The organism is Phaeobacter italicus (genome assembly GCF_019801785.1).
GTDB classification, from domain to species: Bacteria; Pseudomonadota; Alphaproteobacteria; order Rhodobacterales; family Rhodobacteraceae; genus Phaeobacter; species Phaeobacter italicus.
This window is the reverse complement of the sequence record NZ_JAHVIJ010000002.1, coordinates 370,954-394,947: the sequence shown is the minus strand read 5'-3', so window position 1 is coordinate 394,947 and position 23,994 is coordinate 370,954. Positions and strand designations below refer to the sequence as shown.

The 23,994-nt window shown below is 62.4% G+C and carries 24 protein-coding genes; 11 read left to right on the top strand and 13 right to left on the bottom strand.

The window, feature by feature from the left end; all coding sequences use genetic code 11:
- Positions 1-30: 30 nt before the first annotated feature.
- The 4 genes from KUV39_RS06230 to ruvC all read right to left on the bottom strand — a co-directional run bounded on the left by KUV39_RS06230 (position 31) and on the right by ruvC (position 3,329).
- A complete protein-coding gene (locus KUV39_RS06230; protein WP_046210723.1) occupies positions 31-699 on the bottom strand; it encodes a hypothetical protein in 669 nt (222 codons plus the stop codon).
- 308 nt (positions 700-1,007) lie between these two features.
- Positions 1,008-2,039: a Holliday junction branch migration DNA helicase RuvB gene (gene ruvB / locus KUV39_RS06225; protein ID WP_046210909.1), complete on the bottom strand. Its 1,032-nt coding sequence runs from the start codon at positions 2,037-2,039 to the stop codon at positions 1,008-1,010.
- Between the two features lie 106 nt (positions 2,040-2,145).
- Positions 2,146-2,835 (bottom strand): Holliday junction branch migration protein RuvA, encoded by a 690-nt coding sequence (gene ruvA / locus KUV39_RS06220; RefSeq protein ID WP_046210722.1) that lies wholly within the window; start codon positions 2,833-2,835, stop codon positions 2,146-2,148.
- Positions 2,832-3,329: a crossover junction endodeoxyribonuclease RuvC gene (ruvC, locus tag KUV39_RS06215; RefSeq protein ID WP_008561008.1), complete on the bottom strand. Its 498-nt coding sequence runs from the start codon at positions 3,327-3,329 to the stop codon at positions 2,832-2,834. Before ruvC ends, ruvA begins: the two co-directional genes overlap by 4 nt.
- A 384-nt stretch (positions 3,330-3,713) precedes the next feature.
- On the opposite strand from ruvC, the gene KUV39_RS06210 reads away from it, so the two are divergent.
- Complete coding sequence (locus KUV39_RS06210; protein WP_008560004.1) at positions 3,714-3,932, top strand: DUF1127 domain-containing protein; 219 nt, start codon at positions 3,714-3,716, stop codon at positions 3,930-3,932.
- A 244-nt stretch (positions 3,933-4,176) separates the two neighbouring features.
- On the opposite strand, the gene KUV39_RS06205 is transcribed toward KUV39_RS06210, so the two are convergent.
- From KUV39_RS06205 to KUV39_RS06195, 3 genes are all read right to left on the bottom strand, one after another.
- Positions 4,177-4,521, bottom strand: a complete 345-nt coding sequence (locus KUV39_RS06205) for a hypothetical protein (protein ID WP_037302551.1) — start codon at positions 4,519-4,521, stop codon at positions 4,177-4,179.
- A 104-nt stretch (positions 4,522-4,625) separates the two neighbouring features.
- On the bottom strand, positions 4,626-5,498 hold the full coding sequence (locus KUV39_RS06200; RefSeq protein ID WP_008559202.1) for a 50S ribosomal protein L11 methyltransferase: 873 nt from the start codon (positions 5,496-5,498) through the stop codon (positions 4,626-4,628).
- 147 nt (positions 5,499-5,645) lie between these two features.
- On the bottom strand, positions 5,646-6,881 hold the full coding sequence (locus tag KUV39_RS06195) for an MFS transporter (protein ID WP_222459265.1): 1,236 nt from the start codon (positions 6,879-6,881) through the stop codon (positions 5,646-5,648).
- 128 nt (positions 6,882-7,009) lie between these two features.
- Here KUV39_RS06195 and KUV39_RS06190 point away from each other — a divergent pair, with 128 nt between their 5' ends.
- Positions 7,010-8,074, top strand: coding sequence for a YeeE/YedE family protein (locus tag KUV39_RS06190; protein WP_336512810.1), 1,065 nt, complete (start codon positions 7,010-7,012; stop codon positions 8,072-8,074).
- A 130-nt stretch (positions 8,075-8,204) separates the two neighbouring features.
- Here KUV39_RS06190 and KUV39_RS06185 read toward each other — a convergent pair whose 3' ends face one another.
- Positions 8,205-10,400 (bottom strand): primosomal protein N', encoded by a 2,196-nt coding sequence (locus KUV39_RS06185; RefSeq protein ID WP_222459264.1) that lies wholly within the window; start codon positions 10,398-10,400, stop codon positions 8,205-8,207.
- 158 nt (positions 10,401-10,558) lie between these two features.
- On the opposite strand from KUV39_RS06185, the gene fsa reads away from it, so the two are divergent.
- The 5 genes from fsa (at position 10,559) to KUV39_RS06160 (ending at position 14,351) form a co-directional block, all read left to right on the top strand.
- On the top strand, positions 10,559-11,212 hold the full coding sequence (gene fsa / locus KUV39_RS06180) for a fructose-6-phosphate aldolase (protein ID WP_222459263.1): 654 nt from the start codon (positions 10,559-10,561) through the stop codon (positions 11,210-11,212).
- Between the two features lie 202 nt (positions 11,213-11,414).
- Positions 11,415-12,128 (top strand): DUF484 family protein, encoded by a 714-nt coding sequence (locus KUV39_RS06175; protein WP_046210906.1) that lies wholly within the window; start codon positions 11,415-11,417, stop codon positions 12,126-12,128.
- Positions 12,129-12,157: 29 nt separating this feature from the next.
- Positions 12,158-13,072, top strand: coding sequence for a tyrosine recombinase XerC (locus KUV39_RS06170; protein WP_037302948.1), 915 nt, complete (start codon positions 12,158-12,160; stop codon positions 13,070-13,072).
- A 131-nt stretch (positions 13,073-13,203) separates the two neighbouring features.
- Positions 13,204-13,533, top strand: a complete 330-nt coding sequence (locus KUV39_RS06165) for a hypothetical protein (protein ID WP_222459262.1) — start codon at positions 13,204-13,206, stop codon at positions 13,531-13,533.
- 122 nt (positions 13,534-13,655) lie between these two features.
- Positions 13,656-14,351 (top strand): CDP-alcohol phosphatidyltransferase family protein, encoded by a 696-nt coding sequence (locus KUV39_RS06160; protein ID WP_037302949.1) that lies wholly within the window; start codon positions 13,656-13,658, stop codon positions 14,349-14,351.
- 22 nt (positions 14,352-14,373) lie between these two features.
- Here KUV39_RS06160 and KUV39_RS06155 read toward each other — a convergent pair whose 3' ends face one another.
- Complete coding sequence (locus KUV39_RS06155) at positions 14,374-14,832, bottom strand: methylated-DNA--[protein]-cysteine S-methyltransferase (protein WP_222459261.1); 459 nt, start codon at positions 14,830-14,832, stop codon at positions 14,374-14,376.
- Positions 14,833-15,021: 189 nt separating this feature from the next.
- On the opposite strand from KUV39_RS06155, the gene KUV39_RS06150 reads away from it, so the two are divergent.
- The gene (locus KUV39_RS06150) at positions 15,022-15,351 is read left to right on the top strand and encodes a hypothetical protein (RefSeq protein WP_222459260.1); all 330 of its coding nucleotides are present in this window, start codon (positions 15,022-15,024) and stop codon (positions 15,349-15,351) included.
- A gap of 115 nt (positions 15,352-15,466) precedes the next feature.
- Here KUV39_RS06150 and ileS read toward each other — a convergent pair whose 3' ends face one another.
- Positions 15,467-18,397, bottom strand: a complete 2,931-nt coding sequence (gene ileS, locus KUV39_RS06145) for an isoleucine--tRNA ligase (RefSeq protein ID WP_222459259.1) — start codon at positions 18,395-18,397, stop codon at positions 15,467-15,469.
- Positions 18,398-18,699: 302 nt separating this feature from the next.
- Between ileS and KUV39_RS06140 the strand changes: the two genes are divergently transcribed.
- The gene (locus KUV39_RS06140; protein ID WP_222459258.1) at positions 18,700-19,152 is read left to right on the top strand and encodes a group III truncated hemoglobin; all 453 of its coding nucleotides are present in this window, start codon (positions 18,700-18,702) and stop codon (positions 19,150-19,152) included.
- A 2-nt stretch (positions 19,153-19,154) separates the two neighbouring features.
- On the opposite strand, the gene KUV39_RS06135 is transcribed toward KUV39_RS06140, so the two are convergent.
- The 3 genes from KUV39_RS06135 to KUV39_RS06125 are packed head-to-tail and all read right to left on the bottom strand — an operon-like array spanning position 19,155 to position 22,104.
- Positions 19,155-20,195, bottom strand: coding sequence for a YcjF family protein (locus tag KUV39_RS06135; protein ID WP_222459257.1), 1,041 nt, complete (start codon positions 20,193-20,195; stop codon positions 19,155-19,157).
- Positions 20,192-20,689, bottom strand: coding sequence for a GNAT family N-acetyltransferase (locus tag KUV39_RS06130; protein ID WP_222459256.1), 498 nt, complete (start codon positions 20,687-20,689; stop codon positions 20,192-20,194). The genes KUV39_RS06135 and KUV39_RS06130 overlap by 4 nt, the downstream gene beginning before the upstream one ends.
- On the bottom strand, positions 20,689-22,104 hold the full coding sequence (locus KUV39_RS06125; protein ID WP_222459255.1) for a YcjX family GTP-binding protein: 1,416 nt from the start codon (positions 22,102-22,104) through the stop codon (positions 20,689-20,691). The genes KUV39_RS06130 and KUV39_RS06125 overlap by 1 nt, the downstream gene beginning before the upstream one ends.
- A gap of 200 nt (positions 22,105-22,304) precedes the next feature.
- Between KUV39_RS06125 and truA the strand changes: the two genes are divergently transcribed.
- Both truA and KUV39_RS06115 read left to right on the top strand, forming a co-directional pair.
- The gene (gene truA / locus KUV39_RS06120) at positions 22,305-23,075 is read left to right on the top strand and encodes a tRNA pseudouridine(38-40) synthase TruA (protein ID WP_008560788.1); all 771 of its coding nucleotides are present in this window, start codon (positions 22,305-22,307) and stop codon (positions 23,073-23,075) included.
- 177 nt (positions 23,076-23,252) lie between these two features.
- Complete coding sequence (locus KUV39_RS06115; protein ID WP_222459254.1) at positions 23,253-23,885, top strand: PAS domain-containing protein; 633 nt, start codon at positions 23,253-23,255, stop codon at positions 23,883-23,885.
- Positions 23,886-23,994 lie beyond the last annotated feature (109 nt).

Genomic DNA, 23,994 nt, shown 5'->3' with positions numbered 1-23,994 from the left:
CGGTCTCCTGCGGGGCGGGCCTGTGGTCGGTCAGTGTTTGGTGGGTCCAGGGTCACCCGCTGGCGGATCAATCGGGGCCTGCAGACGCGCAAACAGCCGCAGCGCATGTGACGGGTCAGCGGCGGCAACCGGCATCATCCGGTCGTAGGCCGCGGCGATGACACCCGCGATGTCAGGGCGCAGGATGGTGGCGCCGCTGTCCGGGATCACGGCCAGGGGCGAGGTCTCGGCAAAGGCGCTGTCGCCCCACATCAGGATCGCCTGAACCGCCTGCGTCAGGGCCAGGGTCTCGGCTGGCAATTTGGCCATCGCACCGCTCATGCGCAGGAAGACGAAACAGGCCTGAATGGCCCCCTGATCGTCAAATCGAAAGGCGCGGTACTGGCTGGCATCCGCTGCCTTCAGCCGCGCCAGCAAGGGATCAAGCCCCGGAATCAGCCGGTCCAGATCGGGCACACCCATCAGTTCGTCCCAATCGCGGAAAAAGAACACCATCAGGTTGGAACCCAGCTCCGGATCGGTCTCTGCCATCTGGTGTCCGGCGAGCGTCACCACCGCCTCGATCGCGCCTTTTACGGTGGCCAGCGTGCTGTCCTCTACGCCAAAGACGATCGGCGCGATGGGCCGCCCCCAGCGGGCAAAGGCATAAGACCCGTCCGCGCGGGTAAACAGGGCTTCGATCTCGGCTGGGGTCATCATGCGGCTCTCTACTCAGACTGCGGTCCTATGGGGGCTTAATGCCCGCTCACGGGCTCAACGGCAAGGGTTGCGACCTGCCGCCGCCCTGCATCTTCTGGCCTGAAATATCCCCGCCGGAGGCAGCGCCGCGTCTGGCGCGGCGCCTCATTCGAGAGCCTGCCACGTAGGTCAGCAGCCATGACCAAATGTTTCGCGTGCGAAACATACGCTAAAATTGAAATGAATTTTTCAAATCCACCTTAAGGCTTTGACGCGGGGGTTGCGCCAGGCTGATAGCTACCTGACGCCGATACGCGACAACTGACGCGCTATAGCAGCAAATCGCCCTGGGTGCGCGGTGGGCGCATTCCAAGATGCTCCCAGGCCTTGTGGGCCAGCATCCGACCCCGTGGCGTGCGCTGGATCAGACCCTGTTGCAGCAGGTAGGGCTCGATCACCTCTTCCAGCGCATCGCGGCTTTCGCTGAGGGCTGCGGACATGGTTTCGATCCCGACCGGACCGCCCCCATAGTTCTCAGCGATCATCCGCAGATAGCGGCGGTCGGCGCCATCCAGCCCCAGTTGATCCACCCCCAGACGCGTCAGCGCGCCATCGGCCAGATCCCTTGTGATGGTGCCATCGCCCTCGACAACCGCGAAGTCCACGACGCGGCGCAGGAGCCGGCCTGCGATCCTGGGGGTGCCGCGGGCGCGCCGCGCAATCTCGCGGGCGCCATCGTCATCGGCGGGGGCGCCCAGTTTGCGGGCATTGCGGCTGACAATCTCGAACAGCTCGTCAATGGTGTAGAACTGCAGGCGTGTCGGGATGCCGAAACGGTCGCGCAGGGGGGTCGTCAGGAGCCCCATGCGGGTGGTCGCGCCAACAAGGGTAAAGGGCTGCAGCTCGATCCGCACGGTGCGCGCGGCCGGCCCTTCGCCGATCACCAAATCCAGCTCGAAATCCTCCATCGCCGGATAGAGCACCTCTTCCACCGCCGGGTTCAGCCGGTGGATTTCGTCGATGAACAGCACGTCGCGAGCCTCAAGATTGGTGAGGATTGCCGCCAGATCGCCGGCCTTGGCCAGCACCGGGCCGGATGTCATGCGAAAATTCACGCCCAGTTCACGCGCGACGATCTGCGCGAGCGTGGTCTTGCCAAGGCCCGGAGGCCCGTGGAACAGCGTGTGGTCCATCGCCTCGCCCCGGCGGCGCGCGGATTCAATAAAGACGCGCAGGTTGGCGCGAGCCTCGGCCTGGCCGATGAACTCCCCCAGCCCCTGCGGACGCAAGGCGCGGTCATTTTCGGCGGCGCTGTCTTCGGGCAGGGGCGCGGGGCGCAGGGTGGGATCGGCGTCAATCATAATCATTTCCCCTGGCATAAAGAGCAGCACCCGGCCGCGGGTGGAAGCGAAGCGCCCGCCCATGCGGGCGGTCGGGCGATACATTGAAATTTAACGCCCATACGCCTCACCCCTTCGGCGCCAGGAGACGCAGGGCGGCGCGGATCAGCTCTGCCTCGTTGGCGTCTGGATAGGTGGCCGCCGCCTCTGCAACCGCTGCTGCGGCATCTGACGGGCCATAGCCGAGATTGCCAAGGGCCGACAGCGCACCGGCAGAGGCCGCAGCGGCACCGGAGGGTTGCTTTGGCGGGGCCTTGCGGGGCTTTTTCGCAGGCTCCACCGGATCGGCGGGTTCGACCACATCCAAACCGGGGCCATCCATCGCGTCTGCCACGGTGCCACCCATCGCCATCACGCCCGGTGCCTTGTCCTTCAGATCCAGCACGATGCGCTGCGCGGTCTTGGGGCCAACGCCCTTGGCGGCCTTTACGGCGGCCCAGTCGCCCAGTGCAATCGCGCGGCTGACGCCATCGGGACCAAGCGCGCCCAAGATCGCCAGAGAGACCTTGGCCCCCACCCCCTGCACCGAGGTCAGCAGGCGGTGCCATTCCTTTTCCACCAGCGAGGGAAAGCCATAAAGCTGCATCAGATCCTCGCGCACCACCATATCGGTATAAAGCGCAACGGCCTCACCCACGCCCGGCAGAGCGGCCATCGTGCGCTCGGAGCAATAGACGATATAGCCCACGCCGCGTACATCGATCAGCACGTGGTCGCTGCTGCGGTATTCCAGTCGTCCGGTCAGTTTTCCGATCACGCGCGTTTCTCCTTCAGCTGGCGGGCCTGTGTGCCCCCATAAAACGCATGACAGATGGCAATGGCCAGAGCATCTGCCGCGTCGGCATTCTTTGGCAGGCACCCGGGCAGCTGCAGTTTCACCATATGCAGGATCTGTTCCTTGGCCGCGTGACCAACCCCGACCACGGTTTTCTTCACCCGGTTCGGGGCGTATTCGCCAACTGGCAGACCGGCCTGCGCCAGCGTCATCAGCGCAACCCCCCGCGCCTGCCCCAGTTTCAGCGTGCCGGCGCCGTCTTTGTTGACGAAGGTCTGTTCGATGGCGGCCTGATCGGGGCGGTAGGCCTCTATCACCTCGATCACCTGATTGTGGAGCGACAGCAGACGTTCGCCCAGATCATCCCCGTCAGAGGTGCAGACACCGTTTGCGACATGGGACAGGCGGGTGCCGCGTGATTCGATCACGCCCCAACCGAGGTTCCGCAACCCCGGATCGATGCCAAGTATTCGCATGTCTGCCCTATCCCTGCCTGCCCCGGCGACAATCCGGGTGGTCATATTTGTCGCAGGATTAGCACAAAACGCGAACATATCCAACCGCTTTCACCGGTTACAAGACAGCAATCCGCCCCCTCATCACGGCATCGCACCGGGTGGATCAGGGTCAAAATGGGCCAAACCTGTTCTGAAAGCGACCTCCCGTATTTCGGAAACGGACATTGCCCGCAATACGCCAAAAGATGCAGGGAATTCCCTTGTTTTTAAGGGCAATAAGCCATGCAGTTTGCGCATGGGACACATGCGTTTTCAGCGATTGTGCGCGTCAGATTCCGTCTCTATCTGCCGTCCATCGCCACATGGCATCACAGAAATTCCAGAACTCGAAAGGACGAGGACATGGCCGCATTTGACACCACCCGCACCACCTATGGCTCCGGCAACCTGTTTGGCCGTGTCGCCGCAGTTTTTGGCGCTGTTGTTTCCACCGTTGTTGACTGGAACGACGCACGCATGACCCGCAATGCGCTGAACAAACTGACCGACCGCGAGCTGGCCGACATCGGCATGACCCGCAGCGACATCGACGTCGTTGCCGAAGGTCGCTCTGCCTACTGATCGGGTTCAAGACCGACATTTTCCGCACCTGCCCTGCCTGGTCTCCCTCGGGCAGTCTCCTCCCTCGGTCAGGTGCTGGAAAAGAAGAACGCCGCCTCCTTTCGGAGTGCGGCGTTTTCTTTTGTCGAGGTCGGAATGGTCAGCGCCTGTCTGTGGCGCGACCCTGATGCGGCGGACATAGCTGCGCAATCGGATGTAACGGATGCCCCCCAGCGCCCGTTACGCGATCCGTCAGCCGGCCCCTCTACCGCAGCACAGGTCCGATCTTTTCCGCGATGAACTGAGATACCGGATCCCGTTGCATGACAAATGCACCGGCCTTTTCAAGGCCGGATCCGGCTCGTAGCTGATCGACACGGAAGTCGTAGCTGCCAAATCCAAGGGCGGCCATCAGGAAGCCCTTGAACAGCAAAAAGGCGGCAACAAAGAGAACGACGGAACGGCCGGAAATCCGGGACTGAAGCCTGCGTGGAGAAACCACAATCAGACCATCAGACCGCACCCGTGCAGTGTATCCACGTGACATGGCCTCGTGCTTTTGCTCGAGACGCTCAAGACGTGCATAAAAGTTGTTACTTTGCTCACCCATACCAAAACCTCGCTATGGCTCCCACCATCAGCTGGTTAAAGCCTAGGTAGGTAATGCGTCGATTTTGGGGCGCTTCATTAAAATGCTCAACAAATGCGAGCGATTCAGCCCTTTTTCTGCAAAAGCAGGGTTGTCCAGTCACCAATGGAGGTGCGTTCGACAAGATTGATGCCGTTTTGTGCATAAACGGTCATCACCTCTTCGGCCTGATCGTTCAGCAAACCGGACAGAATCGCGTAACCTTCGTCGCGCAGATGGGCCGCCACATCGGGCGCGAGCGCAACCAGAGGCCCCTTGAGGATGTTGGCGAAGATCAGATCAAAAGGCGCAGCCTCTGCCAGGGCGGGGGCGTCGAAACCGGCTGCTTCCATGCAGTCGACAGCGCCTTCCATGTCGTTGGCCTTGAGGTTGGCTTCGGCCACTTCGACGGCGACCTGATCGATGTCGCTGGCCAGGATCTGACCGTCCCAGACCCGCGCTGCTGCCATCGCAAGAACTGCGGTGCCGCAACCGATGTCAGCCACCTTGTGGCCGACAAACCCGTCTGTGATCAGCTTGTCCAGTGCCTTCAGGCAGCCCAGGGTGGTGCCGTGGTGACCTGTGCCAAAAGCCATCGCCGCCTCGATCAGCAGCGGGATGCGGTCGGCGGGCACCTTGTCGGCGTCATGGCTGCCGTAAACAAAGAAACGACCGGCCTCGACCGGGGCCAGTTCACGACGGACATGCGCGACCCAATCGGTTTCCGGCAGTTCGGAGATCACGAAGGGCTGGGCATCAAACATCTTTGCCAGAAGCGCGAGACCGGCTTCGTCCGGGGTTTCCAGAAAATAACCGCCCACTTCCCACAGGCCGGAATCATCCTCGACCTCAAAGACGCCAAGACCGGTGGGTTCCGGCGTCAGACGCTCCATCGCCTCGCCAAGCGCTTCGGCGGCGGCTTTTCCGGTCAGGGTGGTCAGGGCGGTAAAGGTGGGCATGGCTGTCTCCGGACATTGGTTGCACAGCGCCTAGGCTGAGCGGCGGGTCAGGTCAAGGGGCTGCGCCCCCTCAGCGCGCGGCGGAAGGGGCGATTGGCCGGTATTGGCGTGGCGTTGCCTATGTCGCCCCTCCTTAGGGGCAGCAGATCATTCAGCCGGGGCTGCGCTTTGCCATTTGCAAAAGATCGTCTCGTTGCCCGGTTCAGGGTGGCGCGGGATCAGCAGCGCAAGGGTCAGCGACACCAGTGCCATACAGGCCGCCAGCGCAAAGACCGCAGGCGGAGACGCCACCCACAAAAGCCCCAAGAGCACGGGCAACACCACCGCTGCGATATGGTTGATGGTGAAAGCCACCGCCGCAGTTGGGGCGATATCCCCCGGATCGGCAATCTTCTGGAAATAGGTCTTCAACGCCAGTGCTAGCGCAAAAAGGATGTGATCCACCACGTAAAGCACCCCGGCCAGCATCACGCCCCAGCTGAACCAGTACAGCCCACCATAGGCCGCAAAAACCATCGCCAGGCCCGCGTATTCAAAGATAAGCGTGCGACGCTCGCCAAACCGAGCAACCGCGCGCCCCAGCAATGGCGCCACGGTCATGTTGATGACCAGATTGATCAGATAAAGCCCGGTCAGTTCATGCACGTCAAAGCCGAATTTCTCTACCATCATGAAGCCCGCAAAAACCACAAAGATCTGGCGGCGTGCGCCCGCCATGAACTGCAGCGCATAATAGAGCCAATAGCGGCGGCGCAGGATCAGGCGTTTGGTCTGCGGGTGCGGTGCCTCGAACTGGGGATAGGCGACCAGACAGAACAGGGCGAGCAAGGTTGTCGCGCCACCTGCCAGCATGAAGACCAGATTGTAGGATAGATTGAGCGGCTCCCACAGGAGCGCGATCAACCCGTAGACCACCAGCGTCGCCGCCGATCCCGCGGCCACGAGCCAGCCCAGAATCTGTGGCGCGCGCAGCTTGGGGAGCCATTGCAGCTGCAATGACTGGTTCACCGTCTCATAGTAATGAAAGCCGATCGAACTGAGCAGCGTCACCGCCAGCAGCCCACCCAGGCTGGGGAACCAGGCCGTCACTGCAGTGGCAATCCCCAGCATCATCAGCGACACCATTCCCAGCACCTGCTCGCGCACGAACATGATGACCGCGATCACCCCAACCGCCAGAAAGCCCGGAATCTCGCGCACTGTGTGCAGCAGGCCAATGTCGGCGCCATCGAAATTCGCAGCCTCGATGACAAAGTTGTTGAGCAGCGCGCTCCAGGTGTTGAAGGCGATGGGCATGGTCAGCGCCATCACAACCAACAGGGTCGTGGGGCGGCGCCACAGCGGCAGCGAGGCAGCCGCATCGGTGGGAAATGGCTTGAACATGTCCAAGGCTCTACGCTCATCCGCCCCCTCTGGCGAGCAAAAAAGCCGTGCGCACATCTGATCTGCATCAATGCACGGTTGTGACGCTAACCATATTCAAGAATATGAATGCAAATGGAGGACATGGCGTGACCGGGCTTGTTGAGTTTGTCGAATGGGTGGGAGAGCCCGGCACCGCTGCGCTGTTCGGGCTGCTCACAGGTGGTATTTTCGGCGTCGCAGCGCAGCGGTCGCGATTTTGCCTGCGCGCCGCCACGGTAGAGTTTGCCCGCGGCCAGTTGGGCGATCGGGTGGCGGTCTGGCTGCTGACCTTTTCTACCGCCTTGGTCTGGGTGCAGGCGGGACGGCTGATTGGTTGGATCGACACCGATGAGGCACGGATGATGGCGGTGCCTGGCAGCTGGTCGGGCGCCATCATCGGCGGGCTGATCTTTGGCGCGGGCATGGTGCTGGCGCGCGGCTGTTCGGGGCGGCTGCTGGTGCTGGCGGCAACCGGCAACCTGCGCAGCGTTGTTTCTGGCCTGATTTTTGCGGTGGTCGCCCAGATGAGCCTCGCAGGGCATCTGGCGCCGCTGCGGGATTATCTGGCTGGTCTCTGGATCACCTCTGGCGGGCGCAATCTGGATCTGTTGGCAGCCCTCGGCCTGCCCGATTGGTCCGGACTGGCGCTGGGGGTTGGATGTGCTGTCTTTGCGCTTGGCCTGTCCCTGCAAAACCGGATCGGGGCCGCGCGGCTGATCTTTGCGTCTGGTGTCGGCTTTGCCGTCGCGCTTGGCTGGGGGCTGACATCGACGCTGGCGCAGGTGGCGTTTGATCCGGTGCAGATCGAAAGCGTGACCTTCACGGGCCCCTCCGCCCGGATGCTGACGTTCTTTCTGGATCGCGCCTCGGTTCTGGAATTCGACGTCGGGTTGGTCGCGGGTGTTTTTGGAGGCGCAATGGGGGCTGCGGCCTTGGCGGGAGAGATGCGCATTCAGGCCTTTGACGGGGCGGTGACCATGCGCAAGGCCATGATCGGCGCGGCGCTGATGGGGTTTGGCGGCATGCTGGCGGGAGGCTGCGCGATTGGCGCGGGTGTCACTGGCGGGTCGATCTTTGCAGGCACCGCCTGGCTGGCGCTGTTTTCCATGTGGGTCGGGGCTGTGCTGACCGACTTTCTGGTGGATCAGCGCAGTGTTGCGGCACCCGCTTAGACAGGATGCGAGGCGCTGCCTCGCGCTCCGGGATATTTGGGGCCAGAAGAAGCGGCATACAGATCATCTTCTGGTCTGAAATATTCCGGGGGAGATCACAAGTTTGCAGGCAGAGCCCCCAACCGATCCCTCAGAAGAAGTTCTGCGGGTCGATATCGACAGAGAGGCGCAGATCCCCCCTGAGCCTCACCGGTCTGATCCAGCGGGCAATGGCGTCCTGAAGGGGCGTGCCCTTGGCGGCCTTGACCAGAAGACGCACGCGGTGGCGGCCACGGATGCGGGCGATGGGGGCCGGGGCCGGGCCAAAGACCTGTGCACCGACCTGGCGCAGCGGCATGTCATTGCGCGACAACGCCAGCCCCAGATCCATCACCGCGGGCAGATCTGGCCCGGACAGCACAATGCCCGCCATGCGGCCAAAGGGGGGCACGCCTGCGGCCTGACGTTCGGCAGCCTCGGCTTTCCAGAAGGCTTCTTCATCCCCGGAAAGGATCGCCCGGATCACGGGGTGTTCGGGCTGGAAGGTCTGCATCAGGGCCTCACCGGGTTTGTCGGCCCGCCCTGCCCGGCCTGCGACCTGACGCATCAGCTGAAAGGTGCGCTCTGCCGCGCGCAGATCCGACCCTTGCAGGCCAAGGTCGGCATCGATCACGCCGACCAACGTGAGGAGCGGGAAGTTATGTCCCTTGGCCACCAGCTGGGTGCCCAGCACGATATCGGCCTCCCCCGCTGCGATTTCCTCGATCCGCTGCTTGAGCGCGCGGGCAGAGCCGAAAAGATCCGAGGAGAGAACCGCGATCCTTGCCTCTGGAAAAAGGGCTGCGGTTTCCTCTCCCAGACGTTCGATGCCGGGGCCGACGGGGGCCATCTTGCCCTCGACCTGACAGGTCGGGCAGGCCTCGGGCACCGGTTTTGTCTCGCCGCATTGGTGGCACATCAGTCGTTTCATGAAACGGTGTTCAACCATGCGGGAGTCGCAGTGATCGCAGGTCACATGGCCGCCGCAGGCGCGGCAGATGGTGACCGGCGCAAAGCCACGACGGTTGAGGAACAGGAGCGACTGCTCCCCCCTCTCGAGCCGGGTTGCCATCGCCTGACGCAGGCTGGGCGAGATCCAGGTGGAGGGGGCCAGCTGCTCTGCCCGCATGTCGATGGCGCGCATATCCGGCAGGACCGAGGCACCGAACCGGGATTTCAGATCAAGGCGCTGGTATTTGCCGGCTTCGGCATTGGCCCAGGTTTCAAGGCTTGGTGTTGCCGACGCCAGCACGACCTGCGCCGAACACATCGCCGCGCGCAAAACCGCCATGTCGCGGGCGTTGTAACAGACGCCATCGTCCTGTTTGTAAGAGGTGTCATGTTCCTCATCCACGATGATGAGGCCGAGGTTCTGATAGGGCAGAAACAGGGCCGAGCGCGCGCCGATCACCAGCTGGGCCTTGCCCTGCCCGACCATGCGCCAGACCCGGCGGCGTTCGGTCATGGTTGCACCTGAGTGCCATTCGGCGGGCGTTGCGCCAAACCGCTGTTCCACCCGCTTGAGGAACTCGGCCGTCAGGGCGATTTCCGGCAACAGCACCAGCGCCTGACGCCCTGCGCGCAGAGCGGCGGCGACTGCCTCCAGATAGACCTCGGTCTTGCCGGAGCCGGTCACGCCTTTCAGAAGGGTTGTGCCGTAGCGCCCGCTTGCGACCCCTTCGCCCAGTCTGGCGGCGGCGGCAGCCTGATCTTCGGTCAGGGTCTTGCCGGGCAGGTCAGGGTCAAGGCGGGGATAGGGCAGATCGCGCGGGGCGTCCTCCTCGCGCAGGGCGCCCTGTTTCACCAGCCCCTTGATGACCGAGGTTGTGACCCCTGCGAGATCTGCGAGCTCCTTTGCCGTGAAGGCCAGACCGCCGTATTCATCTGCGGCCGTCAGAACCCGCTCGCGGGCCTCTGTCATGCGGTCGGGCATCTGGCCTGTGGGGCGCAGCACCTTGCGCATGGACACAGGATCAGAAAGGCCCGGCGCGCGCGTGGCCAGCCGCAGCATCGCAGGCAGAGGCGTCAGCGTATAATCCGCCGATTTGGTGAGGAACTGGCGCATCTCGTCGCGCATCGGTGCCACATCCAGAACCCGGTTCACCGGGCGCAGCTTGGCCGAATCGAAATCCCCCGCTCCCGGCCCCCAGATCACCCCAAGAACACGGCGCGGGCCCAGCGGCACCTCGACATAGGCGCCCAGATGGCAGCCACCTTCGGGGGCGCGGTAGTCAAGAACACGGTCCAGAGGCTGTGTCGTCAGGACGCCAACCCGCTCACCTTCGTGGAAAAATGCCTGCTCCTGCACGCTGTTTGCCTCTTTTGCCTGTCGGGGCTCTACCCCGGCGCCCTGCCCCGACGGCGCCCGCCCGGGACGCATCGAAAACAGCGGGGGGTTTTTAAAGCCGCCGCCATCAGGTAAAGGCTAGCGCAATCAAGGCCAACCCATCCAGAGGACCCTAGCCGATGAAATTCTTCGTAGACACCGCTGAAATCGACGCCATTGCCGAGCTGAACGCTTTGGGCATGGTGGATGGTGTGACCACCAACCCCTCGCTGATCAAGAAATCCGGCCGTGACATCATCGAAGTCACCAAGGAAATCTGTGAACTGGTGGACGGTCCGGTTTCTGCCGAAGTGACCGCAACCGACGCGGACACCATGATTGCCGAAGGCCGCAAGCTGCTTGAGATTGCCGAGAACATCGCCGTCAAAGTGCCGCTGACCTGGGATGGTCTGAAAGCCTGTAAAACCCTGACCGACGATGGCCACATGGTGAATGTGACCCTGTGTTTCTCTGCCAACCAGGCGCTGCTGGCTGCCAAGGCGGGCGCGACCTTCATTTCGCCCTTCATCGGCCGTCTGGACGATATCAACCTCGACGGCATGGATCTGATCGAAGATATCCGCACCGTTTACGACAACTACGGTTTTGAGACCGAGATCCTCGCGGCCTCCATCCGCAACGCCAACCACGTTCTGGAAAGCGCGCGGATCGGCGCTGATGTGATCACCGCACCGCCGGCCGTCATCAAGAGCATGATCAACCACCCGCTGACCGACAAGGGGCTTGATGCGTTCCTGGCCGACATCAAGGCCGCGAACATCAAAATCCTGTAAGCCAAGCGGCATCAGACAGAAGAACATCAGGGGCGGCCAATCAGGCGGCCCCTTTTTTGTTGCCCGTCTTTCTGGTGCTCCCTGCAGCCTGCCGCAGCACCGCTGGCGATGACCTGCCCCGGCAGTGGAATTTTTTGCCACCCTTTCCGGGATCCCGTGTTATAACGGGCGCAAACCCACCAGAGGTCAGACAGAGCAGAAAATGAGCAATACAGCAGAACTCGACGAGAGCCTGCGCCAGGCAATCCTGGCCAAACCTGATGCCCTTCTTGACGACCAAAGCGTGATGAACGCGCTGGTCAGCGCCAATGAACGTGCGATGGGGTCCAATATCGTGGACCTGCGCGGCATTGCGATGGAGAGGATGGAGGCCCGGCTGGACCGGCTGGAGGACACCCATCGTTCGGTGATTGCGGCGGCCTATGAAAACCTTGCCGGAACCAACCAGATTCACCGCGCAGTCCTGCGCCTGCTGGATCCGATGGATTTTGAAAGCTACCTGTCCAATCTGGGCGGCGAGCTGGCCGAGATCCTGCGCGTTGACAGCGTGACGCTGGTGCTGGAATCCGCACAACCCGAACAGGATGCAGCGGTTCAGCGCATGGATCAGGTGCTGAAGGTGGTCGAGCCGGGGTTCGTTGCCACTTATCTGAGCCAGCGGGGCGGCGGAGATCGTCCTGACCGTCAGGTCACCCTGCGCCAGATGGAGTGTGGCAACGCCCGCACCCACGGCAGCAAAGCCGACTACATCCGCTCTGAGGCCTGTCTTCGTCTGGAACTCGGCGAAGGCCGTCTGCCCGGTCTGCTCGTGCTTGGCTCTGAAGATCCCCATCAGTTCACCCCCCAGCATGGCACTGACCTGCTGGCGTTTTTCGCCGGTGTGTTTGAACGGTCCATGCGCCATTGGCTGTCGTGAGCAGCGGGGAGAGAGCGGCGCAGGCCGTGATGATCTCTCCCGCGTGCCGCGATGCGCTGGAACACTGGCTGGCTCATCTGGGCGGGCTGCGCGATGCTGCGGATAATACGCTGACCGCCTACCGCGGAGATGTGGTCGATTTTCTCGCCTTTATGACACAGCATTTCGGCAGTCCCCAGGGGCTCGGGGCGCTGGCAGAGATCACCACGGGCGACATGCGCGCCTGGATGGCTGCCACACGGGCCGGCGGCACCGGCGCACGCTCTCTTGCGCGCAAATTGTCTGCGGTCAAAAGCTTTTACACCTGGCTGGCTGAACGACAGGGGTTCGAGGCGACCGCCGTCTTGTCGGCACGTAGCCCGAAGTTTCAGAAAAAACTGCCCCGCCCCCTTGCCGAGGATGCGGCCAAGGCGATGATCGAAACGGTCGAGTATCAATCGACCAGCGACTGGGTTGCTGCGCGCGATGTGGCCGTGGTGACGGTGCTTTATGGTTGCGGCCTGCGGATATCCGAGGCGCTGGGGCTGACCGGGGGGGATGCCCCCCTGCCCGCAGTGCTGCGGATCACCGGCAAGGGCGGCAAGGAACGCATCGTGCCGGTTCTGCCCGCTGCCAGGGCGGCGGTCGATCGTTATCTGGATCTGTGCCCGCACCCGCAAGAGACCAACGCGCCGCTGTTTCGCGGGGTCCGCGGTGGCCCCCTAAATGCCAGCATTATCCGCAAGGCGATGGCACAGGCACGGGCCCAGCTGGGCCTGCCTGCAACAGCAACGCCCCATGCGCTGCGCCACAGTTTTGCAACCCATCTTCTTGAGGCGGGAGGGGATCTTCGGGCCATTCAGGAGCTTCTGGGTCATGCTTCGCTGTCGACGACCCAGGCCTATACGGCCGTTGACACAGCCCATCTGATGGAAGTCTACAACCGCGCCCACCCCAAGGCGTAGCAGCCCGACCGGGTGCGAAGCGCAACGCAAAGGTGAACACCAGGCAGGCGGGCCCAGCTTAACCGGGTGATAACAGCTGTTGTGGCAGGATGCGGGCCTGCCACATTTCGGTTCTCCAGAAGGATGCCAATATGACCACGATTACCCAGACCGCCCAACCTGCCACCGCGCCGCTTGCTGCCGCGCCTTACGCTCCTGCTGTCACCGGTGCCGAAAACGCCACCAACGCCGCGATCGGCGATCTGGATTTCAGCCAGTTCTACGAACAGCTTCTGGCCGGACTGGACAGCGACGGGGATCGCCAGATTTCCGATCAGGAATGGGCCAACTACCGCGCCTCCAAGGCCGCTCGGGGAGAGTATATTCCCGCTGACGGCCCCACGCAGCACAGCCACCAGTCGATGAATACCCGCGCGATTACCGAAACGCTCTTTCGTGCGGCCATGAAAGAGCAGGACTGAAGAGGCCACCAGCCCTGCCTCAGCCGATCCGTGCGACGCATCGCAACGAAAATCCGCCAGAGTTGTAGGGTTTTGGGATTGAGCGCTTGCGGGCTGTGGCGAAATTCGCCATCACGGGGGGCATGACACCTCAGTTTCGTGCCCTTTCCGTTCATTTGCTTACTGCCACCGGTGCCGTTTTTGCAATGCTGGCCATGTTGGCCGCTGTTGATGCCAAATGGAGCCTGATGTTTGTCTGGCTCGTCGTCGCCTTTGCCGTGGATGGCATCGATGGCCCGCTCGCCCGGCATTACAACGTCAAACGCTATGCCCCTGAATTTGACGGCGTCCTTTTGGACCTGATCATTGATTATCTGACCTACGTCTTTATCCCGGCCTTTGCCCTGTTCCAATCGGGGCTGATGGCGGGCTGGACCGGGTGGTTTGCGATCATCGTCATCACCTTTGGCAGTGCGATGTATTATGCCGACACCCGGATGAAGACCAAGGACAACTCCTTTTCCGGTTATCCAGGCGTCTGGAACATGCCGGTTCTGGTGATTTTTGCGCTGGAACCAAGCCACTGGACCAGCCTCATCCTTGTCACTGTGCTGTCCGTTGCAATGTTCCTGCCGCTGAAGTTCATTCATCCCGTCCGCACAAAGCGCTGGCGCAATGTGTCCCTGCCGATGGCCTTGGCCTGGACCTTTTTTGCCGGTTGGGCGGCATGGGTCGATTTTCACCCGGAAAGCTGGGCGCATTGGGGATTGATTGTGACCTCGGTCTACTTGCTGTTCGTGGGCATTGCCCAGCAGATCATCCCGGAACGGCGTAGCTGATCCCGGCACCCTGACCGCCCTGTCAGATCAACAGCCCTGCCGCCCCTTCGTGGCGCAGCAGGGCGACCTTTGTCTCAACCCCGCCTGAACCCGAAAAACCCCCTAGCCCGTTTGCACCAAGCACGCGATGGCAGGGGATGATGACCGGAATGGGATTGGCGCCGCATGCGTTGCCGACGGGTTGAGCGGCCGCGCCAAGCTCGCGCGCCAGATCGCCATAGGTGCGCGTCTCGCCCAGCGGGATGGCCGACATCGCCGCGCAGACCTTTTGCTGAAATGCGCTGCCGCGAACCACCAGCGGCAGATCAAAGTCACGCAGCTCATGGGCAAAATAGGCACGCAGCTGGGCCACACCTTCCCGCAGGAGGCGGGTTTCGTCCGCGCTTGCCTCTGGATGCTGCCAGCTGAGCCGGATGATCGCGCCGTCCTCTTCATGCAGACACAGAGGCCCGACGGGGCTGTCGATGGACGCATGGGGCATGGTCGATTCCTTTTTCAAGCGTCGGGCGGGATTTCGCCCCCCTGTTTTGCGGCCTTTGGATCAGCGGCCTATCCTTTGGGATAGGGCCACTTATGCCTTCGACAGATCGGGCTAACCCGCAGCACCTATCCCGTGTTTATGCAAATTTTAATAAACCTAAGAGGCAAGCTGTTCAGAGGGAAGACCATCATGCAAGTCTCGGCTATTTCCAACGTGGGTGTCTATCGCAAGCTCAATGGGCACACCAATGGTCAGTCGTCACCGCAAAAGATGAATGCCCTCAATACGGCCGTCGGCGCAGGTGCCAAGGCGAAGGTCCAAGAGCTCGCTAAAGCTCGTCAGGCCGCCCACACCGGCCACGCCGATGCCGCCTTGATGGTGGTTGGTCCGCAATACATGCGTCGCATCATTCAGCAGCGTCTGCAGGATATCCAGTCCGGCTGTCAGGCCGGACCCCTGCCGACCCGCGAACTGATCGCGCAGGACCGTTACCGCGCCGCCATGAAGGCCCTACGCTGAGTTGAACCGGCCCTGAACAGCCTACTACTCCGAAGTCGCCTGTAAACGAACTGCGCCGCCCGCCCCGTCAGGGGTGGGCGGCGCAACCTGTTTGGCCAAAGGGGGTCTGCCCCGATCAGCTCAGCGCGTCGTCACAGCGGCCGCAGACACCAGCGTGGCTGTGGCTGCCCACATCCGGCAGGATCTTCCAGCAACGCTGGCATTTTTCGCCATCGGCCTTTTCGAACACGACAGAGATGCCATCGACCTCGGGCATGCGGAACGCCTCGGCCGGGGCCGGATCACCGCTGAGGACGATATCGGAGGTGATGCAGACATCCGCGAAGTTCACCGATTTCAACGCCTCCAGCACTTCGGGGTCGCGGACATGGACCACTGGCGCGGCCTCAAGCGAGGCACCGATCACCTTGTCGGTGCGCTGCACTTCCAAGGCGGCTGTCACAACGCGGCGGGCCTGACGGACCTTGGCCCATTTCGATGCCAGCGGCTCATTCAGCCAGTCGGCGGGGGTTCCCGGCATGTCCTGCAGGTGCAGGGAGCTGTCATCGCCCGGATATTTCTCCAGCCAGACCTCTTCCATGGTGAAGACCAGAATAGGTGCCAGCCAGGTGGTCAGGCGGTGGAACAGGATGTCCAAAACGGTGCGGGCGGCCCGTGCATTCAGCGTATCGCCATCGCAGTAGAGCGCGTCCTTGCGGATGTCGAAGTAGAACGCCGACAGCTCTACCGTGGCAAAGTTGAACACGGCAGAGAAAACACCTTGGAAATCAAAGGACTGATAACCAGTGCGGACCCGGTGATCGAGCTCTGCCAGACGGTGCAGCACCCATTGCTCCAGTTCGGGCATGTCCGCGGGGGCAACGCGCTGGTCTTCCTTGAAATCGCCAAGCGACCCCAGCATGAACCGCATGGTGTTGCGCAGGCGACGGTAGCCATCGGCCACGCCTTTCAGGATCTCCGGCCCGATCCGCTGGTCCGCGGTATAATCGGTCTGGGCCACCCAGAGACGCAGGATATCGGCGCCATACTGCTGGACGATTTTCTCGGGCACGATGGTGTTGCCGAGCGATTTGGACATCTTGTTGCCCTTTTCGTCCAGCGTGAAACCGTGGGTGACCACATTGCGATAAGGCGCGCGCCCCTTGGTGCCGCAGGCCTGCAGCAGCGAGGAGTGGAACCAGCCGCGGTGCTGGTCGGTGCCTTCCATGTAGACGTCGGCGATGCCGTCCTCGGTGCCGTCTTCGCGGTCGCGCAGCACAAAGGCGTGGGTGGAGCCACTGTCGAACCACACGTCCAGCACGTCGAACACCTGATCGTAGTCGTCGGGGTTCACGATGCCGTCCAGCATCTTTTCCTTGAAGCCATCGGTGTACCAGACATCGGCGCCATCTTCCTCGAACGCGGCCACGATGCGCTTGTTCAGCTCTTCATTGCGCAACAGGAATTCGGGATCGGTCGGCAGCACGCCCTTCTTGGTGAAGCAGGTGAGCGGCACGCCCCAGGCGCGCTGACGCGACAGCACCCAGTCCGGGCGGCTCTCGATCATGGAATAGAGACGGTTACGGCCGGTCTGCGGGGTCCACTGCACCAGCTGGTCGATGGAGTTGAGCGCGCGGGTGCGGATGGTGTCGCCCATTTCGCCCATGCCGTCATCCAGCTCGCGGTCCACGCTGGCAAACCACTGCGGCGTGTTGCGGAACACGATCGGCGCCTTGGAGCGCCAGGAATGCGGGTAGCTGTGGGTGATGCGGCCACGGGCAATGATGCCACCGGCCTCGACCAGTTTCGCGATGACAGCGTTGTTGGCTTTGCCTTCCTTGCCCTTCTTGTCAAAGACCTGAAGGCCCGCAAAGAACGGCACATGCGGCAGGAATTCGGATTCCTCGCCCACGTTGTGGGTCATGCGATCCAGCCAGTTCCGCGCCACGAAACATTCGTAGTCATCCGCACCGTGGCTGGGTGCGGTGTGCACGAAACCAGTGCCTGCGTCATCGGTGACGTGATCACCGTCGATCATCGGCACGTCGTAATCCCAGAAGCCATCTGCTCCGTCGATGCCGTGGAACGGGTGCTTGCAGATCAGATCTGCGAACTCGGATGCGTCTACGTCGCGAACCTTGGTGAATTCGGTGACGCGGGATTTGCCAAGCGCGTCGGCCGCCAATGCATCCGCAAACAGATAAAGATCGCCGGGTTTTGTCCAGCTTTCCTCTTCGGTGGCGTCGACGCGATAAAGCCCATAGGCCACCTTGGGGTTATAGGCGATGGCGCGGTTTGATGGGATGGTCCAGGGGGTGGTGGTCCAGATCACCACGCGGGCCTCGGCCAGATCACCGGTCGCCCCAGCAAAGCCAAATGGCACCCAGATGGTGTGCGACTTGTGGTCGTGATATTCGATCTCGGCTTCTGCCAGCGCGGTCTTTTCGACCGGCGACCACATCACGGGCTTGGAGCCCTGATAGAGCGTGCCGTTCATCAGGAACTTCATGAACTCGTCTGCAATCACCGCCTCGGCGTGATAGTTCATGGTCAGATAGGGATCATCCCAGTTGCCGGTGATGCCCAGACGCTTGAATTCCTCACGCTGGATGCCGACCCATTCGTCTGCAAAGGCACGGCATTCCTGACGGAAGTCGACAACCGGCACTTCGTCCTTGTTCTTGCCCTTCTTGCGGTACTGCTCTTCGATCTTCCATTCGATGGGCAGACCGTGGCAGTCCCAACCCGGCACATAGCGCGCATCAAAGCCCAGCATCTGGTGGGACCGGACGATCATGTCCTTGATCGTCTTGTTCAGCGCGTGACCGATGTGCAGGTGGCCGTTGGCGTAAGGAGGGCCATCGTGCAGCGTGAAGGGCTTGCGTTCGGCGTCGGTGCCTTTTGCGGCGGCGGCCTTTTCGCGCAGCTTGTCATACACACCAATCTGCGCCCAACGCTCCAGCCAGCCGGGCTCGCGCTTGGGCAAGCCCGCGCGCATCGGGAAATCAGTTTTGGGCAGATTGAGGGTGTCTTTATATTCAGGCGTCTGAGGCGTGTCGGCACACATGTGCAGCGTCCTTTGGATGATCTGGTCGGATTTTGGGATATTCGGTTCGGCGCGATCGCTCAAGCGCCTTTGCCCGGCAGCTCGAAGTCAGTCAGAGCGCCGGGGATATAATTCGAATAATGATGGCCGCAATCTGGGACATGAGAGCCTTATAGGGTGGGCTGCGCGCAGGGTAAAGCGGCAGATGTGCCGCATCGGAACTGCACAGGCCGGTCCCTGCCCCATGCGGCAGATGCGCCGGCCCTCTTTTGTCTGCCGGATGGCTGCCGTAGATAGTGGCTGACTTAGTGGAGACCACCCAGATGTCCGATCCTGCCCCCTCCCCCACTGCCGGTTCCCCCTCTCGCCCTGAGGCTCCGCTGGCCCGTTTCGACATTTCAGCCGAACAGATCAGCCGGGTTGTTGCGGTGTTTTACGGCCGGGTACGGTCACACGATGTGCTGGGGCCGGTGTTTGGCGCCCATGTGGAGGATTGGCCCGAACATGAGGAGAAGATCGCGCGTTTCTGGCGCAATGCGATCCTGCGGGAGAAATGCTATAGCGGCAATCCGATGCGGATCCATGTCAGCCGCCCTGACGTGCGCGAAGAGCATTTCCCGATCTGGCTGGGGCTGTTTCACGAGGTGCTGCAGACGGAGCTGCCGGAGCTGACAGCGCGCCAGTGGGGCGCCCTGGCCGACCGCATCGGAGAGGGGTTTCGCACTGGCGTCGTTGCGATGCGCCAGCCCAAGGACGCCCCGCCCAAACTGTTCTAGGTTCAGGTCTTATCCTTGGAAAACAACCCCGTTAGCGCGCGCTGAATGACGCGGCGCGTGCTGGGGCGGCGATCCGGGCCAAAGGCCATCGGGCGGCAGACCTCCATCGCGGCGATCCCTACCCGCGCGGACAGCGCCCCGTTGACCAACCCTTCGCCAAAGCGACGCGACAGTTTCGACAGGACCGACCCGCCCAGCACGGGTTCCAAGAGATCATCCCCGACCGCAACCGCACCGGTTGCCACCAGATGCGCAAGCACCGCGCGCGTGAGGCGCCAAGAGCTGAAGAACCCTGACCGCCCGCCATAGATTTCGGCAATCCGCCGGATCATGCGCAGCGAGGTGAACAAGGCCGTCACCACATCGGCCAGTGCCAGCGGCACCAGCGCCGTGACAGTCGCGACCTGACGCGCGCCACCCTCGACCACCTTTAGTGCGCGGGCATCCATCGGGGCCATCAGCTCTGCCTCTGCCAACTGCAGGAGCGCATCTGCATCCATGACGTCTGCCTTGCGTTCTGCCAGACGCGCGAGCCCCCAGGTCAGATCTTTGCGGCCGTGGTAGAACCGTTCAAGGTCAGACACATAGCTGCGCGCTTCTGCGAGGTCTGCTGCGGGATCACTGGAGGCTGTCAGGTCGGGCTGGCCAGTGCGCAGCGTTTCCACCCGGCGCAGACGGGACAGGGCCGCCAGCTCTCGCAGGCACAGTGCCAAAGCCAGCACAACCGCAACCGCAAACCCCGCGGTGATGGCCCAGCCCAAGAGCGGCACCCGGTCAATGAGAGAGGTTGCGAATTCCCAGGCCGCAACCGAGACAACCGCGCCCGTCAACGCCAGAAGGCTAGCCCAGAACCACCTGACCAGCCGGGACGGACGGCGCGCTGCCAGCTCAGCCGCCTGTGCGAGTGCAGGCGATGGCGCAAGCCCGTCCCCCGCCGCACCGTCTAGATCCGGCACCGGCGGGGCCTCTGCCACGTTGGGATGCGGCTGTGCGCTCGGCGTTTCGCTCAGATCAAAGAGAATGGCGTCTTTCTGGCGGCTCATGTCTGCCCCTTGTCGCTGGTGCTGTTCTGGCCGGTCTGCAAACAGGCGGCGGGCCAGATGTAGCGGATGTCCGGCAGACCTTCGTCGTTCTGCGCCCCATCGGTGCGGGCGACTTCGTGGAACCCTTCCCGCAGATAAAACCTCTGCGCGCCGGTGTTTTCCTGAAAGGTCCACAGATCCAGATGATCAATCTTGCTTTTGGCCGTGTCCAAGAGCGCCTTGCCCACCCCCTGCCCACGGGCCTGAGGATGAATATAGAGCGCGCAGATCTCTGGCCCGTCTTGCGCGATAAAGCCGACAACCCGGTTCTGTTTCTGGGCGATCGTCACCCAACCCCGGTCAATCATGGTAGCGCAGAACTGGATCGCCTCGGCGCCGGAGTGCTGCTTTGGCATCCACGGCGTATCGGTTTCAAACCCATGCAGGATCTCGGCGATTTTGCCAGCATCCGTGCTGCGTGCCGGGCGCAGGGTTGTATCAGCGTGCGGCTGCATCACAAACGATCCCCGATCAGGAACTCCGCCGCCCGGTCCAAGCGGATATGAGGTGGCCCGTCCCCCGGACGCAGGGTCAGCGGCGCAGGCGCAAAGGACATCGCCCGATAGTCCCCTTCCAGCCAGTTTTCCGCCCCCTGCCGCGCGGGCGTCAGCAGGTGCGAAGGATCCTGTGGCAAGGCACCGGGATAAAACGCAGCCGGTCTGCCAGTATCAAGCAAGGTGCCACGCACACAGGGCAGGTCTTCACCGTTGTGACGTCGCATTTCCTCGGTCGTGGCACGCAGCGCTGCAAGCGAGAGCGCTGCGGTTTCGGCCCCAGCAAAGCGCGCCCGGTCACGCGCGTCACGGGTCAGCGCCTCGATGATGGCTGTCAGCTGCGGGTGCTGCTGATGGTGCAGATGATCGGCCTTGGTGGCGGCAAACAGGATTTTTTCAACCCGCTTTCCCCGCAGGATCTGGGTCAGGAAGCCATTTCGCCCAGGCCGGAACGCCGCGAGGATATCTGTCATGGCGTGGCGCAGGTCTTCGACCGCACGCGGGCCAGAATGGATCGCGCTCAATGCGTCCACCAGCACCACCTGCCGGTCGATGCGGGCAAAGTGATCCCGGAAGAATGGCTTTACCACTTTGGATTTGTAGGCCTCGAACCTGCGCTCCATCTCGCGCTGCAGGGACCGGCGCGGGGCGGTGTCGCTCTGTGGCAGGGGGGCAAAGGTCAGAACCGGCGATCCCGCCAGATCACCGGGCAACAAGAACCGCCCCGGCGTGCAATCATAATACCCGGCGGTGCGCGCGGCCTGAAGATACTCTGCAAACGCGCCAGCCAAGTCCTGCGCCTGCACCTCGTCGTGGGGGGCCGTTGCATCGGCTTTCTGGGCTTTGCCCAGATAGGCTTGCGCTTCGCTCCGGCTGCGGATCCGGGTCAGAACCTCGTCGCTCCATTGGGCGTAGGTTTTGTCCAAAAGCGCCAGATCCAAAAGCCACTCTCCCGGATAGTCGACGATATCCAGATGCAGTGTAAGAGGCCCCTGCAACCCGGATAGAAGACCATTGGGCTGGACCCGAAGGCTGAGCCGCAGCTCTGACACGGCGCGGGTGCTGTCGGGCCAAAAAGGGCGTGGACCTGTCAGGGCGGCCAGGTGCTGTTCGTAGTCAAACCGCGGCACGGTATCGTCTGGTTGGGGCTGCAGGAAAGCGGTCTCGATCCGCCCATCGCGCACTGCCGCCAGCTGCACCATGCGGCCCCGGTTCATCAGATTGGCCACCAATGAGGTGATGAACACCGTCTTGCCCGCCCGTGCCAGCCCTGTGACACCCAGCCGGATAGAGGGCTCAAACAGGGTTTCCGACAGGGAGGCGCCCGCGTTTTCCACGCTGCGCAAGACGCCGTCTGCGATTGAAGAAAGTCCCACAGTGATGCCCCGTGCCTTACCCGTTTTCAGGAGAAGGGGGCCTTGGGCATCGCTGCCCCGCCCCCGTGATCCTGTTGATTACCCCCAAGATAAGCACTGCCCGCCCGTGATGCCACCCATCTTGGCGGGCGCAGAACCAGAGCCACGGGAGGGACACGCGGGGACTTGTACGAATTTCGCTGGCAGGTTACTTGCCCGCCATGCCGCGTTTTGCTTTGAAAGTCGAATATCACGGCGCGCCTTTTGCCGGATGGCAGCGCCAGAAAGATCAGCCCTCTGTTCAGGGGGCGATTGAGGATGCGCTTGCGCGACTTGAACCCGGCCCGCACACAATTGCAGCGGCAGGGCGGACGGACACCGGCGTGCATGGTCTGGGTCAGGTGGCCCATTGCGACATGGCCAAGGCATGGGATCCCTTTCGTCTATCCGAGGCCCTGAACTATCACCTGAAACCCGCCCCCGTTGCGATCGTGGACTGCGCCCAGGTGGACGACGACTGGCACGCCAGATTCTCGGCCATTGAGCGACAGTATCTGTTCCGCATCCTGATCCGCCGCGCGCCCGCCACACATGACGCAGGTCAGGTGTGGCAGCTGAGCCATGATCTGGATGTGGCCGCCATGCAGGAAGCCGCCGACCATCTGGTGGGTCAGCATGATTTCACGACCTTCCGCTCCTCGATCTGTCAGGCGGCGAGCCCGCTCAAGACACTGGATGAACTGCGGGTGGAACGGGTGCAGGGCTTTTCCGGGCCGGAGATCCATTTTCATGTGCGGGCCCGCTCCTTTCTGCACAATCAGGTGCGCAGCTTTGTCGGCACATTGGAACGCGTTGGCGCCGGAGCATGGGATCCGGTTGACGTGAAAGACGCGCTGGAGGCCTGTGATCGCGCAGCATGTGGACCGGTCTGCCCCGGCCACGGGCTGTATCTGGCGCGCGTGGGCTACCCTCAGGATCCCTTTGCCAGCTAGGCATCGACACGGTTGGCCCCGCGTGCCAGCCCAGGGTCAGGCTGTCTTCAGCCCCCAAAACAGGCATCAATAATGAAATCCGGGCGCGGCGAAGTTTTTTTAATCTCCGCGGGAACCAAACGCACAGGGCGTGCGTTGGGGATCTAATTTGCATCGTTAGTTTCACCAGGTTTCCGTATGCCCCAAGAAATCGACCTCCTCGGGAATATACTGAAGTACTCCGCCTTGCCGATTTCGCTGATCGATCCAGCATCAGACGAACTGCGGCTCACTTATGTGAACCGCGCGTTTGAGACCACCACCGGGTATCGCTTTGACGAGGCGCTGGCCGCGCCCTGCCCGCTGTTCACTGGTGCCTCCATTGACCCAATGGCCGTGCGCAAGATCCGCAAGGCGCGCGATGAATGCAGGTCGCTGCGGCTCATCCTGACCAACACCCATGCTGACGGGCGGGTGATCGAGTGCCTGACCTATGTAGATCCGATCTTCTTTGGGCAGGAAACATGCCTTTTGCTTGGGGTGCATTTCCCGCTCGCCACTGCCTTCAGCCGGGCATCAGAGCCTGCTGGCGACGGGGTTCTGAGCGGTCGCCAAAGCGAACTGCAGCAACGGGACGAACAGCACGACCATCTTCTTAACTATGCCAAACAGGCGATGGTCCGCTGTTTGGAAATGCGGCGCAACACGCTTTACAGCCGCATCAATCTATACCTTGACCGGCACAAGGGTGTGCTGCCCGGGGACATTCCAAGCAGCTTTCTTGAACCTGCGCCAAAGGCTTCGTTTGTTGCGAACGAGCTGGACGCGTGATGATGCCCGAAGAAACGGGCGACCATGACCTGAACCACGGTCGGGGAAGATCACACCGGGCGCAACACCGCCTGGTGTGATCTGTGCCTGTATGGCGCTGCCGGGTGGG